The sequence below is a fragment of the Pseudomonas sp. RL_105y_Pfl2_101 genome (assembly GCF_963970585.1).
Classification (GTDB): domain Bacteria; phylum Pseudomonadota; class Gammaproteobacteria; order Pseudomonadales; family Pseudomonadaceae; genus Aquipseudomonas.
The window spans coordinates 76,849-92,186 of the sequence record NZ_CAXAPG010000017.1; the positions used below are offsets into that span (position 1 = coordinate 76,849).

General features: G+C 62.0%; 9 protein-coding genes. 5 read left to right on the forward strand and 4 right to left on the reverse strand.

All coding sequences use genetic code 11. From position 1 onward, the window contains the following. Positions 1–110: 110 nt before the first annotated feature. Together AACY31_RS18400 and pvdP are read right to left on the reverse strand one after the other, a co-directional pair. Complete coding sequence (locus AACY31_RS18400) at positions 111–413, reverse strand: hypothetical protein (protein WP_339493008.1); 303 nt, start codon at positions 411–413, stop codon at positions 111–113. A 102-nt stretch (positions 414–515) separates the two neighbouring features. Beyond that, positions 516–2,132: a pyoverdine maturation tyrosinase PvdP gene (gene pvdP / locus AACY31_RS18405; protein ID WP_339504934.1), complete on the reverse strand. Its 1,617-nt coding sequence runs from the start codon at positions 2,130–2,132 to the stop codon at positions 516–518. A 405-nt stretch (positions 2,133–2,537) separates the two neighbouring features. Between pvdP and pvdM the strand changes: the two genes are divergently transcribed. From pvdM to pvdO, 3 genes are read left to right on the forward strand one after another with little or no spacing between them, the layout of a single operon-like run. After that, positions 2,538–3,908, forward strand: a complete 1,371-nt coding sequence (gene pvdM / locus AACY31_RS18410; RefSeq protein ID WP_339482555.1) for a pyoverdine-tailoring dipeptidase-like protein PvdM — start codon at positions 2,538–2,540, stop codon at positions 3,906–3,908. Continuing rightward, on the forward strand, positions 3,905–5,185 hold the full coding sequence (gene pvdN, locus AACY31_RS18415; protein ID WP_339504936.1) for a pyoverdine-tailoring periplasmic protein PvdN: 1,281 nt from the start codon (positions 3,905–3,907) through the stop codon (positions 5,183–5,185). Before pvdM ends, pvdN begins: the two co-directional genes overlap by 4 nt. 24 nt (positions 5,186–5,209) lie before the next feature. Further along, positions 5,210–6,085, forward strand: a complete 876-nt coding sequence (gene pvdO, locus AACY31_RS18420) for a dihydropyoverdine dehydrogenase (protein ID WP_339482559.1) — start codon at positions 5,210–5,212, stop codon at positions 6,083–6,085. A gap of 689 nt (positions 6,086–6,774) precedes the next feature. Here the strand turns inward: pvdO and AACY31_RS18425 are convergent. Continuing rightward, positions 6,775–9,252: a TonB-dependent siderophore receptor gene (locus tag AACY31_RS18425; RefSeq protein ID WP_339504938.1), complete on the reverse strand. Its 2,478-nt coding sequence runs from the start codon at positions 9,250–9,252 to the stop codon at positions 6,775–6,777. 544 nt (positions 9,253–9,796) lie between these two features. Between AACY31_RS18425 and AACY31_RS18430 the strand changes: the two genes are divergently transcribed. Continuing rightward, positions 9,797–11,446 carry a cyclic peptide export ABC transporter gene (locus AACY31_RS18430; RefSeq protein WP_339482561.1) on the forward strand — a complete coding sequence of 550 codons (1,650 nt, stop codon included), beginning with the start codon at positions 9,797–9,799 and terminating at the stop codon, positions 11,444–11,446. A gap of 103 nt (positions 11,447–11,549) precedes the next feature. Then, on the forward strand, positions 11,550–13,985 hold the full coding sequence (locus tag AACY31_RS18435) for a TonB-dependent siderophore receptor (protein ID WP_339482563.1): 2,436 nt from the start codon (positions 11,550–11,552) through the stop codon (positions 13,983–13,985). Between the two features lie 269 nt (positions 13,986–14,254). On the opposite strand, the gene AACY31_RS18440 is transcribed toward AACY31_RS18435, so the two are convergent. Then, positions 14,255–15,217, reverse strand: a complete 963-nt coding sequence (locus tag AACY31_RS18440; RefSeq protein WP_339504940.1) for an alpha/beta hydrolase — start codon at positions 15,215–15,217, stop codon at positions 14,255–14,257. Positions 15,218–15,338 lie beyond the last annotated feature (121 nt).

Here is a 15,338-nt window from a genome sequence, read left to right on the forward strand (position 1 = left end):
AAAGATCAAAAGATCGCAGCCTTCGGCAGCTCCTACTGAGCGCCCCCCAGCGATGATCCCCTCGCCACAAGGGTGTCCGGCTTCATCCGGTGGATATTCGCAGGGATAAGCTATTTGGGCGGCGGCACCTTGAGCGCCGCCGTCGCCAGCTCGATCAGTGCCTGCTTGTCGTATTCGTCCACGTCGTTATCTCCATCGATGTCGCCATGGATCGAGACCTTGTCCAAAGCTCCATCGGGCTTCGTCCTGGAGACGCGAACGCTGTAGGAGGCCACGATCGAGTCGGAAAAATCCTTGCTCGGGTCGTCGTCAACGAAGCCCGTCATACGGGTGACGAAATCGAATTTGACCGCACGATAGGTTTCGCCGGTTTTTTCAGCCAACGTAACCAAGATGCCTTTGCTGGTTTCCATTTGAAGTCCTCCAATGCTCATCGCACCGGAGCAACGTACTCTCTACAACAGACCGCGTCTGCTGTAAGAACTAACAGGTCGATCCGAAAAACCTGGCTGGGGTTACACCGGCTTGGACTTGAGATTGCGCGCATACCATGGCCGTTGTGGCACGCGGCGGAACAGTTCGGAGAGCTTTTTGTCATCGCTGCCGAAGGTGATGCGCAGGGCCAGTTTCATGGTTTCCGGGTCCATTTCCACCGAGCGCCCAACCTGCAGCCCCGGCGTGGTGCTGCAACCGTGGGTGTCCGGGCCCAGCCAGGGGTCGCCGATTTCGACCCAGCGGCCCGGGGCGTACCAGGGCACGCCGTTGACGTCGAGCCGGCTCACTTCGCCCGGGTGGAAACGTTCGTGGGCGCGGAACCAGTCTTCGAGGCGGTCGTCGATCCAGCCGTGGAAGGCCCAGAACACCGGGCTCACGTGGGAGGAAAACGGATCACCGAGGAAGTCGTTTTCCGGCGCGTACCAGCGCGCGGCGAAGTCGTCCGGGTCGCGAGCGAACGGCACCGGGTGACCGTTGGAAGGGTCACGCGGCACCGAGGCCCAGCGCATGTGCAGCCAGTCGTGCAGGCCCAATTCCACTTCCGAACCAAACTGGCCCAGGGTCAGTTTCGACAGGTAGCGCGGGTCGCGGTAGCGCGATTCCCAGACCTGGAAATTGCTGTGGTAGGTCTCGGCGGTCTTGATGTCGCTGACCCACTGGGCGTACTGCGCGTCGCCATCGGCCAGCCAGGTGGGCGGCAAGGCCGTGCCATCGTGGTTATCGAGGTAGCGGGCAAACCCAAGGCGATCGCGTTCCAGCTCCGGTTGCGGCAAGGGAAAGCGCGGCCACGACGGCAGCGGCTGGAACGAACGGGCCGTGCCGAGCATGTGTCGGTGCATGAAAAAGAAGTCCACGCCCGAGCCGTTGCGATCCTTGCGCGGGCCGCGGGCATCACGCTCCTGGTCCCGTGGGCCGGGCTGCCAGCCGATGCCGCGCAAGGCATTGCGCTTGTCTTCGTCCAGGGTGTGCCATTTGTCCCGCGTGGCGTGCCAGAGCTGGTGGAACAGCCGATGCTGGGGCGACACCAGCCAGGCCAGCAACGGCGGGCTCAGCGGCGTGCGCTCCCGGGCCTCGGGGAAGCGCTGCTTGAGGGCGATGAAATGATTGTCCTGTTCAGGCAGTGCCATGGGGCGGTCCAGGCGCAACACACGACCGCTGAGGGTGGCGCTGCCGGCATTGCCGAAGCCGGCCCAGACTTCGTCCAGGGTCATGATGCATTCATAGTCCGGCGCGTCCTGTCGGGCACTCATCAGCCGCCAGCTCAGTTGCTTCGGGTCGGTGCCGGCCAGGTCGCCCAGCACCCGATAACGCGGCTCATCGGTGTCGCGCAAGCGTTCGGCAGTGTCGAGGTAGCCCACCAGGCCACGGCCCCTTTGGCCGATGTCGAGCAATAGCTGCAAATCGTCCTGCGGCAAACCTTCGAGACCGGCGTCACGGCCGGTGAAACGGATCGTCCAGATGCCCCGCAACGCATCGGCCCGGCGCTGGCCCTCTACGTCAGCCACGTCGAACGAGGCCTCGCCGGGGGTAATGGTCGGGTCCGGCCGGGTCAGTTCGCGATGCCCGTAATACACCGCAGGCACGGCGGCACCGGTCAGCGCCAGGCCTGCCATGAACCATCGTCGAGAAATCGTCATTGCCTTACCTGTGTCCAGCCCTGGAGCGGGCTTTATCCAAGCTAGAACGAGGGGTGGGCTGACAAATTTATAGGCAGCTGTGAGGGCCTCATCGCGAGCAGGCTCGCTCCCACAATGGATCTGAGTACATTCGCAAGAGATGGGTGGGTTTCAAGGCCGCTATCGCGAGCAAGCTCGCTCCCACAGGGGATCTGGGTACATTCAGCAGAAACAGGTCAACTGCAAGGCCGCCTCGCGAGCAAGCTTTGCTCCCACAGTGGAATTGGATGCGGTCCCCTGTGGGAGCGAGCTTGCTCGCGATGGCGGCCCCGAGAACACCTAAATTTCCCCGCCGATCACTCGTTCTCCCCAGATAGCAAAGGCCCCGCGCCTGTCCTTCCAAGGCGAACCTGACTGAGATCGGCAATGACAACACCTCGTTCGAAAAAGGCTCTTTTCATCGGCCTGCCCCTGGCCCTGGCGTTGGCCGTCGGTGCTGGCGTCGCGGCTTGGGACCACTGGTGGCGGGATAACCCCGGCTACCCGGTCAAAGTCATGAACGAAGCCAGGGAGCTGCACGAACGCCTGCTGTCCTTCGACAGCCACATCACCGTACCGCTGGATTTCGGCACCGCCGGCAATGAAGCCGACAAGGACGGCAGCGGCCAGTTCGACCTGGTGAAAGCCAACCGCGGGCAGTTGTCCGGTGCGGCCCTGACGGTGTTTGGCTGGCCGGAGTTGTGGAACGGCCCCAACGCGCCGCACAAGCCCACCGCCGGCTTCGTTGAGGAAGCGCGCAACCAGCAGGAGGTGCGCTACAAGATCATCACCGGCATGGTCCGGGACTTCCCCAACCAGGTCGCCATCGCCTACACCCCGGATGATTTCCGTCGCCTGCACGGCGAAGGCAAGTTCGCGATCTTCATCAGCATGCTCAACGCCTATCCCCTCGGCCACGACCTGAGCCTGCTGGACCTGTGGACGGCGCGGGGCATGCGCATGTTCGGCTTCAGCTACATCGGCAACAACGACTGGGCCGACTCCTCGCGACCGCTGCCGTTCTTCAACGATTCGCCCGACGCCCTCGGCGGCCTGTCGGACATCGGCAAGCAAGCGGTGACGCGCCTGAACGACCTGGGCGTGATCATTGACGTGTCGCAGATGTCGACCCAAGCCCTGGAGCAAGTCGCGCAACTGAGCCGCACGCCGCTGGTGGCGTCCCATTCGGCACCACGGGCGATGGTCGACATTGCGCGCAACCTCAGCGACAAGGAAATGCAACTGATCAAGGCCAGCGGCGGCGTGGTGCAGATCGTCGGTTTCTCCCAATACCTGCGGCCGCTGACGCAAAAGACCCAGGACAAACTCAACGCCCTGCGCGAACGCTTCGACCTGCCGCCACTGCCCAACCTGGCGATGGCGCTGATGCCCGGCGACCCGATCATCGCCGCCTGGCCGGAACAGAAATTCGGCGAATACGCCGGCCAGCTGTACGGCATTCTCGAAGAGGAACCCAAGGCCAGCCTCAAGGACCTGGGGGAGGCCATCGACTACACCGTGCGCAAGATCGGCATCGATCACGTCGGCATCAGCTCGGACTTCAACGAAGGCGGCGGAGTGAAAGGCTGGGAGAACGTCGGCGACATCCGCAACGTCACCGCCGAACTGCTGACCCGCGGCTACTCCGAAGCCGACATCGCCAAACTGTGGGGCGGCAATTTCCTGCGGGTCTGGGATCAGGTCCAGAAAGCCGCCCGCCCCGTCCTCGCCTCGACCCAAAAGACTGTCCAGCCATGAATGAACGTCGCACCTTCCTGAAGCAGGCCGGGATCCTCGTCGCCGGCCTGCCCCTCGCCGCCAGCCTGCCCGCCACGGCCAGCGCCGATCCTCTGCCGCCGCTGCCGAAAAATAAATGGGCGCAACTGCGCTCGCTGTTCGATCAGGACCCGGACTACCTGCACTTCTCCAACTTCCTGGTCACCACTCACCCGCGCCCGGTGCGCGAGGCCATCGAAAAGCACCGCGCCGCCCTGGATAAAAACCCGGGGCTGTTGATGGACTGGGACCTGGGCGTCACCGAAGAACGCGAGGAAAACGTCCGCACCTGGGCCGGCCGCTACCTGCAAGCGAACCCGAAGCAGATCGCCCTCACCGGCAGCACCACCGAAGGCCTGTCGATGATCTACGGCGGCGTCCATGTGGCGGCCGACCAGGAAATACTCACCACCACCCACGAACACTACGCCACTCACACCATTCTCGACCTGCGCACCCAACGGACGGGAACACGGGTGCGCAAGATCAAGCTGTTTGACAACGCCCACGACGCCAGTCATGAACAAATCCTCACAGCCATCGACCGCAACATCCGCCCCAAAACCCGGGTGCTGGGCATGACCTGGGTGCACTCGGGCAGCGGTGTGAAACTGCCGATCGACAAGATCGGCGCTCTGGTGGACAAGCACAACCAGGGCCGCAGCGATGAGCAGCGGATCATTTATGTGGTGGACGGCGTGCACGGTTTCGGCGTCGAGGACCTCAGCTTCCCCGCCATGAATTGCGACTTTTTCATCGCCGGCACCCACAAGTGGATGTTCGGCCCACGCGGCACGGGCCTGGTGTGCAGCCGCAGCGAAGAACTCAAGTACGTCACGCCGATCATCCCGACCTTCTCCGAAGCCACGGCGTTTTCCACCACCATGACCCCAGGCGGTTATCACGCTTTCGAGCATCGCTGGGCGGCGGACGAAGCGTTCAAGTTGCACCTGCAATTGGGCAAGGCCGAGGTGCAGGCGCGCATCCATGCCCTCAATAGCTATTTGAAAAAACAGCTGCTGGCACAGCCGCAGATCGAACTGGTCACCCCGCTGAGCCCAGACCTGTCCGCCGGTTTCACCTTCTTCCGGGTCAAGGGCCGCGACAGCGACGAGGTCGCCGCCTACCTGATGAAAAGCCGCGTGATCGCCGACGCCGTGCATCGCGATGCGGGGCCGGTGGTCCGCACCGCGCCGGGGCTGCTCAACACCGAAGCCGAGATCGATCGCTTCATGGGCTTGCTGGCCAAGACACTCTGAACCTGACTTTAACGAGAGAAATGGATGAACAGTTTTTCCTTGAAGCTACTCCCGGCACTGGCCCTCGCCGCCCTGCTGCCCTCCGGCGCCCAGGCGTCTCAAGCGGGCCAGGTCTTTCGTGACTGCAAGGACTGCCCGGAAATGGTCGTGCTGCCCACCGGCACCTTCCAGATGGGCACACCGGACGACGAAGTAGGCCGCGAGCCCGACGAGGGCCCGATGCACCCAGTGACGTTCGCCAAACCGCTGGCGATCAGTCGCTTGCAGGTGCTCAAGGGTGAATGGTTCGCCTACTTGCGCGACACCGGCTACACGATGCCCGACGGCGACGAGCGTCCCGGTCGCGCCTGCAAGGCCGGCATCCCGGACTACCAGGGCAGCGACCCGCGCAAGCAGTACACCGACCGGCACCCGGCGGTGTGCATGGACTTCGCCGAGGCCAATGCCTACGTGGCGTGGTTGTCGAAAAAGACCGGCAAGCAATACCGATTGGTCAGCGAATCCCTGCGCGAGTACGCAGCACGCGGCGGCAGCACCGGGTCGTTCCCCTTCCCTTTTGACGAGGGCAAGGAATACAGCATCGCCCAGCACGCCAACACCTACGGCGCGGCCGACGGCTACAACTTCACCGCCCCGGCCGGCAGCTTCGCACCCAACGCCTTCGGCGTGTATGACATGCACGGCAACATCTACGAATGGACCGCCGATTGCTACAACGAAAACTACGTGGGCGCCCCGAGCGACGGCAGCGCCTGGCTGACCGGCAAGTGCGAATTCAAACGAATCCGCGGCAACGACTGGGGCGAGGCGCCAGTGTTCTCCCGCTCCGGCAACCGCAACGCACTGGTGCCAGGCGACCGCGGCGACTGGATCGGTTTTCGGGTGGCGCGGGATATGTAGGCGCCCCCTGTGAGAGCAAAGCTTGCTCGCGAAGAGGCCGGCACATCCAGCCTCTTCATCGACTGTAACCCCGCCTTCGCGAGCAGGCTCGCTCCCACATTGGATCTCCAGCAGCCACAATATCCGTGTGCACCCGGAGTCCTTCTGTGGGGGAGCTTGCTCGCGAAGAGGCAGGCACATCCACCCTCTTCATTGACTGTAACGCCGCCTTCGCGAGCAAGCTCGCTCCCACAGGGGGAAACGCGATACCACTAAGAACCAGGTCGGCTATCAGGTCGCCTCGTTTCGGACGTTGATCTCGGGCGCCCCGTTAACCACGATGGCCGAACGCAGGCATTGCGCAGTGGGCATCCCGGCATGGATGCCGGGATAGCCGCGCTGGGCCATGGATGGCCCTTCGCGGCGGGCCCACGGAGCAATGCCGGAGTGAGGGCACACCGAGCCTAGGCGAGGTGCCGAGTGGTGGGGCAGGAGCGTTTTGGTTACTTTTGACTGGGCCGGCTTCCGGGCTTTTCAAAAGTGACCCGCCGTCAGGGCGGAACCCTAAGCCGCCATTACCGCAGCAACGGATATACACCCCCCCATCCCAAAAAAACCCAAAAAAAACGGCGCTTCCCATTTCTGAAGAAGCACCGTTTTTGAGTGACCAACACTACCCACAAGGCGGGTCTATTTCATTCCCGCAAAAATCAGAACTCCGGGGTGTACTTCACCGAGAACATCAAGTTACGCGGATCACCGAAGTTGTTGTTGCCATTAAGCTGATTGTAAGCAGACGTTAGGTACGTCTTGTCGAACAGGTTGTTGGCATTGAGCGCCAAAGCGATTTCCGGCGTCAGCTGGTAACCAATACGAGCATTCCACACGGTATAACCCGGTATGTCGGTCTTTTCTTGGTAAACCAGTGTGCGGCTTTGGGTGGTAAAGCCCAGGCCAGCGCTGACACGGCTCCAATCGCCGGTCAGTTGGTAGTTACCCCACACCCGCAGCATGTGTTTCGGCGTCCAGCTACTGAAGACAACACCTTCCTTCCCCGGCTCCTCCAGGTACTTGGTGGTGTTGTAGGTGTAGCCCGCGAACAACTGCAGATTGTCTACCACTTCACCACTGATTTCGGCATCGAAACCCTGGCTGCGCACTTTCCCCGAGGCAGCCGAGCAATACCCGCCCTCACATACCATCCCTCCGGCGGTGTCTTCGATAGCACGGTTCTCGTGATCGTAACGGAAGATGGACAGGGAGGTATTGACCCGACCGTCCATCAGCTCACCCTTGAGGCCGACTTCGTAGTTGGTCCCAACGATGGGCTTGAGCACCGAACCGCTGGTATCGACCTCGGTCTGGGGCTGGAACACATCAGTGTAGCTGGCGTACACCGCCCACTCACGGCTCAGGTCATAGATGATACCGCCGTAGGGCGTGACCACTCCGGTTTCAGTTCCGGTGCTTGCCGTGTATGGGGTAATACCGGCTGAGTCTTCGGTTCTCGATTTGTAGCTGAAGTCATACCAGCTGACCCGGGAACCCAGCACCAGCGTCAGATCATCGATAGGCTTCACGCGCCAGGTGCCATACACACCCTTCTGGCGGATATCGTACTTACTGAGGACGCCCCGTCCGCCCGGGCTGTTGATCAGACTCTCATAGCTGATGTCCGGCCGGTCATTGTTCAGGTCGAAGATGGAGTCGCTGGTGTTATTGAATGTACGGGCGTAGCGATCATCCGTCTCCAACTGCGAGAAGTTGCCGCCGAGCATGACTTCCTGCTCCATCGACAAGGCTTCGAACTTGCCGGTCAGGTTCATGTCCAGACCAGACTTCGTGGACTGGAAATCCGTCACGAAGTCGGCATATTGCACGCCACTGCCATCAGCCAAGAGACCACCCCCCCTTTGGACTCGCTGGTTTTTCGCCTGGTTATCTTCGGTCATGTACACGGCCCCCACCTTGAACGCCCAGTCCTCGTTGAAGCGATGTTCCAGGTCGGTGTAGTAGGTGGTGACATCGATTTCAGAACGGTTCCAACGCGCCCCCGTGTAGGTCGAACGCGACACGTCCGGCATCGAACCGTTGGCGTAGCGTGGCAGGCCACGGATGTTGCCGCGCGATTCGCCATTGGATTGGCTGACCGCGAAACCCAGGGTGGTGTCTTCGCTCAGGTCGACGTCCAACGCACCGTACAGCGAGTGGGTCTTGCTCCACGCATAGTCGACAAACGAGTTGCTCTGGTCTTCATCGATGACGACGCGACCGCGGATGTTGCCGGCCTGGTTCAGGGGGCCGCCAGCGTCCAATTGCAGACCGTAGTGATCCCAGGAGCCGGCCTTGCCGGTCAGGGTAACGGTCGGTGCATGCTGGCCACGCTTGCGCACCAGGTTGACGGCGCCACCGGGGCTGCCAGTGCCTTGCAGCAGGCCGGCCGCGCCGCGCATGATTTCCAGGCGGTCGAAGAAGATCAGGTCCTGGGTCGCCCAGTTGCCCAGCGAATAATTGTTACGCAGGATCGGCACACCATCGTATTGCCAATCGTCGATCTGGAAACCGCGTGACGACAGGATCATGCCTTGGCCGACGCCCTGCAGGCCGACGACGCCGGTGGTCTGGTTGACGGCGTCCTTGAGGCTGACCAGGTTCTGGTCATCCATCTGCTTGCGCGTCATCACGGTGATCGACTGGGGAATTTCCTTGAGGGTGTGGGTGCCCTTGCCGAGGGTCACGGCCTTGCTGGTGTAGGAATGACTGCCTTCGGTTGTCGCGTCCAACGCTTGTGCACTGATGGTGGTCGCACCCAGCTCAAGGCCTCCCGTGGCAGGGCTGCGCATCAGCATCAGGGTATTGCCCTCGAGGCTGTAGCCCACGCCTGTGCCCTTGAGCAATTCGGCGATGGCCGCCGGCGGGCTCATTGTGCCGCTGACGCGGGTGCTTTTCAGCCCGGCCATGTCGCCAGCGTTGTAGATCACTTGCTGGTTGGTCTGCTGACCGAACGCTTGCAGTGCCTGCGGCAGCGGTTGCGCAGGAATGTTGATGCTGACGTCTTCTGCCATCACCTGAGCGCTGAGGGGTAGTACGCAGACCAACCCCAGACCGGCCAACACCCGCCGCGAGCGCAGGCCGCGGGACATGACGAGTGCCTTGAAGAGAGGTTTCAACTCATGAATGGATGACATCGTGCTCTCTATTATTGGTCGAAGTAAAAGTCCATGGGGCCTAAGGGCCCGCCGCTCGCCAGCACCTGTGAACCCGAACGGTCGATTGCCTCAGGGCAATGTGTCAGTGCGTGGCCGACCCGATTTGCCCACATACCTAAGTAAGACGCAGCGCCTGCCAAAACCGGAATGACTTTGCTTATCATTCGCGAAAAAGATAAAAAAAGGCCGGCTCTGTTAGGCGCCGGCCTTTTTAATCCTGGATTCCATGAACACAGCCAATACCAGGGTTGCGAACACAACGGTGGCGAGGGAGCTTGCTCCCGCTGGGCCGGTCCGACGCTTCGGGCGAAGCGGCCCCAAGATTTTGCGGTCGCTGCGCAACCGAGCGGGAGCAAGCTCCCTCGCCACAATAATGTGTGTCAGGCGGCTCCTCGCTAAATCCTCTTCCCATCCAATCGTTCTACAGGTGGGCGCGCTCCAACCCGGCGTGCCGCCGTCCTCCAGCCCATGCGGTGAATGCCCCGCGATGGCGTTCGCCCTTTTCATCTAGCAGGAAACCTCCATGAGCCAACCAAAACGCGGGGTGATCAATGAATTGTTCACCTTGCTCAAACCCTTCCGGCTGATTGTCATCGGCGCCATCCTGCTGGGCATGGTCGGTGGTCTCAGCGTGACCGTGCTGCTGGCGACCATCAACAAGGTGCTGCACGCCGAAAGCGGGCTGAGCCACACCGTGGTGGGGGTGTTCGCCGGGTTGTGCCTGCTGGCCCTCGTCAGTTCCATCTGTTCCGACATCGGCACCAACTACGTCGGCCAGAAGATCATCGCCAAGCTGCGCAAGGAGCTGGGGGAAAAAGTCCTGTCGGCGCCCATCCAGCAGATCGAACGCTACCGCAGCCATCGCCTGATCCCGGTGCTGACCCATGACGTCGACACCATCAGCGACTTCGCCTTCGCCTTCGCCCCGCTCGCCATTTCCCTGACCGTCACCCTCGGTTGCATGGGTTACCTGGCGATGCTGTCGTGGCCGATGTTCCTGATGATGGTCGTGGCAATCATCATCGGCACCGTGGTGCAGTACATCGCCCGCGGTCGTGGGATCAAGGGCTTCATGGAGGCTCGCGATTCCGAGGACGAATTGCAGAAGCACTACAACGCCATTGCCGAAGGCGCCAAGGAGCTGCGCATCCATCGCCCCCGTCGGCAACGCATGTTCGTCTCGGGCATCGAGCACACCGCCGACAAGATCTGCGACACGCAGATCCGCTCGGTGAACATTTTCGTGATCGCCAAGACCTTCGGCTCGATGCTGTTCTTCGTGGTGATCGGCCTGGCCCTGGCCCTGCAGTCGCTGTGGCCGAGCGCCGACAAAGCGGTGATGAGCGGTTTCGTGCTGGTGTTGCTGTACATGAAAGGCCCGCTGGAACACCTGATCGGTACCCTGCCCATCGTCAGTCGTGCGCAGATCGCCTTCCGCCGCATCGCCGAATTGTCAGAACAGTTTTCATCCCCGGAACCGCACTTGCTACTCAACGACCAGGGCCAGCCGAAAACGCCGGTGCAGACGCTGGAACTGAGCAATGTGGCCTACAGCTTTCCGGCGGTGGAAGGCGCCACGCCGTTCCGCCTGGGGCCGGTGAACCTGAAGATCGACCAGGGCGACATCGTGTTCATCGTCGGTGAAAACGGCTGTGGCAAGACCACGCTGATCAAGCTGCTGTTGGGCCTCTACGCGCCGCAGCAAGGGGAAATCCGTCTCAACGACCACGCCGTGACGGCCGTGACCCGCGATGACTATCGCCAGTTGTTCACGACGATTTTTGCCGACTACTACCTGTTCGACGACATCGTCCAAGGCGACACCCATATCCCGGACGACGCCAACCAATACCTGCAACGCCTGGAGATCGCCCACAAGGTCAGCGTGCGCGACGGCGCCTTTACCACCACCGACCTGTCCACTGGCCAGCGCAAGCGCCTGGCGCTGGTCAATGCGTGGCTGGAAGAGCGTCCGGTGCTGGTCTTCGACGAATGGGCCGCCGACCAGGACCCGACCTTCCGGCGAATTTTCTACACGGAGTTGCTGCCGGACCTCAAGCGCCTGGGCAAGACCATCATCGTGATTTCCCACGACGACCGTTACTTCGACGTGGCCGACCAATTGGTGCGCATGGAAGCCGGCCGTGTCATCACCGAACTGCAACCCGCGTAAATAATCACGATTCTCATTCTGGTTTTTCTGGGGTGGTGCGTCCTAATTAAGAATTGATCACAACTACACCCTATTAAAACTAAAACCTGCAAGAGTGAAACACATGCCAGCAACTCCGGGAATTCCACGTTTTACCAAGGCACTGATCATGCGCCGCCTGCTGCAACCAGGCTTCAGCGCCACCGCGTTCAGCCTGGCACTGGCCATGCCGTTCAGCGCGCAGGTCCAGGCACAGGAAGTCGACCTCAACATTGCGGCGCAGTCGCTGGCGAGTGCCCTGCAGGCGTTGAGCAATCAATCGAACATGCAAGTGCTCTACAGCGCCGATGATGTCCAGGGCCTGCGCAGCCAGCCGGTGAACGGCCGGTTGTCGCCGGCGCAAGCGTTGTCGCAGATGCTGGTGGGGACCGGCGTCATGTTCACCATCCAGGGCAACACCGCCAGCGTGCGCGCCAGGACGGCGGGCGATTCGCTGGAACTGAGCGCCACCACCATCACCGGTAAATCCGCGGAATCGGCCTACGGCCCGGTGGACGGCTACGTCGCCACCCGCAGCGCCACCGGCACCAAGACCGACACGCCGATCCTCGAGATCCCGCAGACCATCAACGTGGTCACCGCCGACCAGATCGCCATCCAGGGCGCACGCAACCTGACCCAGGCCTTGCGCTACACGCCGGGCCTGGACACCAGCGGCTTCACCGACCGCAACACCATCGCCGATGAAGTCACCAGCCGCGGGTTCGCACCGACACAGCTGTACCTCGACGGTGCCTACCTGCCCTATGCCGGCAGCCTGGGCGGCGCGCCGCAAATCGATCCATATACCCTGGAGCGCATCGAAGTGCTCAAAGGCCCCTCATCGGTGCTGTACGGACAGAACCAGCCCGGCGGCTTGATCAACATGGTCTCCAAGCGACCGACCACTGAACAGCGCAGCCAGATCAAGCTGGGCGCGGGCAGCTACAACCGGGTCAACGGCGCGTTCGACACCAGCGGCCCAATCGACGATCAAAAGGAGTTCAGCTACCGCGTCATCGGCGTGGCGAAAAAAGGCAACCAACAAGTCGATCACACCCACAGCGAACGCATGCTGCTGGCGCCAAGCCTGACCTGGACACCCAACGAAGACACTTCGTTGACGGTGCTGGCGCAGATCCAGCGCGATGACGGCCTGGAGGACTATCAAGCCCTGCCGATGATCGGCTCCCTGAAGCGCGGCCCCAACGGCCAGCGGATCGACCGGGACTTTTTTTCCGGCGACACGCGGTGGAACGACTACAAGCGTGACCAGTTCGTTCTCGGCTACGACTTCAGCCACAACCTCACCGATGACCTGACGTTCCGCTCCACGGCTCGTTACACCGATGTGCGTGACCAGTATCGGGGCTTCTACCTGCGTGGTTTCGTTGGGAATGACCAGACCCAGGCCACTCGCAACAAACTCGACTGGCAGCAGCACAACACCGCCTACACCGTCGATAACAACCTGGAATACAAGTTCAACACCGGCGCCCTCGAGCACACCACCCTGACGGGCGTGGACTATCGCCATTTCAACCGTAAATACAAGGGCTACAACATCACAGGCGCGCCAATCGACCTGTACGGCAATAACAACAACTACGACACCAGCAGCGTGACCCCGACGCTGGACACCCAATGGGACAACACCGTTCGCCAGACCGGCGTCTACCTGCAAGACCAGATCAAGCTGGACAAGTGGATCCTGACCGTGGGTGGCCGCCAGGACTGGGCCGAAGTGGACAACAAGGACCTGCTGGCACGCACTGTTTCCTCACTGCGTGACAACAAGTTCACCGGCCGGATCGGCCTGACCTATGTCACCGATTTCGGCCTGGCACCCTACATCAGCTACTCGGAATCCTTCCTGCCGACCTCGGGCACGGACGCTAGCAGCACGGCCTTCAAGCCGACCGAGGGTGAACAATATGAAGTGGGTGTGAAATACCAGCCGTTCGACAAAACGATGATTACCGCCTCGGTGTTCCAGATCAAACAGAAGAACCTGGTCACCGCCGACCCTGCCGATCCCCAGAATTCGATCCAGTCGGGCCAGGTACGTTCACGGGGTGTCGAGCTGGAAGTCAAATCCACCGTCGACAACATCGAAGTCATGGCCGCCGCCACTTACCTCGACTCGTTCTACACCAAGGACAACTACGGCAACGAGGACAACCGCAGCGAGCAACAGGCGCCGTTCTCCGCCACACTGTGGGCCAACTACCACTTCACCCAGGCCACCCTCAATGGCTTGACCTTCGGCGCAGGCGCCCGCCACACCGGTCGCAAGCCGGGCGACGCGGCCAACTCGTTCGACGTCCCTGCCTACACCGTGTTCGACACCACCATCAGCTATGACATGGGCAAGGCCACCTCGAGCCTGCGTGGCGTCACCACCAGCCTGAACGTGCAGAACGTCTTCGACCGCGAATACGTGTCCAACTGCAACTACTCGTTCGGCTGCTACTACGGCCAGGAACGCGTGGCCTCGCTGGAGGTGACCTACGACTTCTAAGCAACACCGCACACAAAAAAACCGGGCCTGACCCGGTTTTTTTGTGCCTACCAATACGGTACATGGGCAATACCCTGTGGGAGCGAGCCTGCTCGCGATGCGGTGTTTCAGTCACTTCAGATGCCGGCTGCCCCACCGCTTTCGCGAGCAGGCTCGCTCCCACAAGGGATTTGTGGCGTATGCAAATCCTCAGACCACCCAAACACAACTGTGGGAGGGCTGTGGCGTGTGCACATCCTGAGACCACCCCCACAGGGAATGGTGGGCCCTCAGGCGGTCAGTGCAATCCGCAGCGCCTGGCTCAACTGCCCATACACCTCGTCAATCTCCGTCACCACGCTCTGCAAGCGCAGGTAGTCGTGGATCAGGCCGGTGTATTCGATCAGTTCCACGCTCACCCCCTGCGCCTGCAAACGCCGGGCGTAGGCGCGGCCTTCGTCGAGCAGCGGGTCATGGCCGGCCAGGGCGATCAGGGCCGGGGCCAGGCCTGGGTAACCGGGCGCCAGCAGGGGCGAGAAACGCCAGTCCAGGCGATCGGTGGGCTCATTGGCGTAGTGCCGGTAGAACCACTCGAGGGTTTCACTCTCCAGCAGATAACCTTCGCCGAACAGCTCGGTGGACGGGCTGCTGGTGGACGCATCGGTCACCGGGTAGCAGAGCAATTGAAAGCACGGCTTGACCGCCAGCAAGGCGGGTTCCAAGGCCGCTTGCAGCGCCAGCACCGTCGCCAGGGTCGCGCCGACGCTGTCGCCGCCGAACGCCACGCGGCTGAGGTCCAGGCCTTCGGCGCGGGCCTGCCGGGCCAGCCAGTCGAGGGCGTCGGCGCCGTCGTTCAGCGGGGTCGGGAAGGTGTGTTCCGGGGCCAGGCGATAGCCCACCGACAACACCGCGCACGGTGTCCGGGCGCAGAATTCGCGGCAGACGCCGTCGTGGGAGTCCAGGCTGCCGACCACATAACCACCGCCGTGAAAGTACACCAGCACCGGCAGCGCCTGGGTCGAAGCCGTGGCGGGACGGTACAGCCGCAGCGCCAGCGTCGCGCCGTCACGGGTCGTGAATGCGTGAGCGGCGCACTGCACATCCGCCGGAGCGCTCCAGCGCAATTGCACCGTGGTGCGCTCGAACGCCTCACGGGCCTGGGCCGGTGTCGACAGGTGAAACGGCCCGGGGCCCTCGGCCTGGCTTTCTTCGGCCAGGTCGAGGAAGGCATTGAGTTCCGGATGCAGGGACATCGCAGGGGTTCCTTATGAAAAGCGACAGAAAAAAAAACAGTACCGGGCAGCCCGATGACGCCCTGTAGGAGCTGCCGAAGGCTGCGATCTTTTGACTTTTGCTTGGGACTCAAGCGCCAGC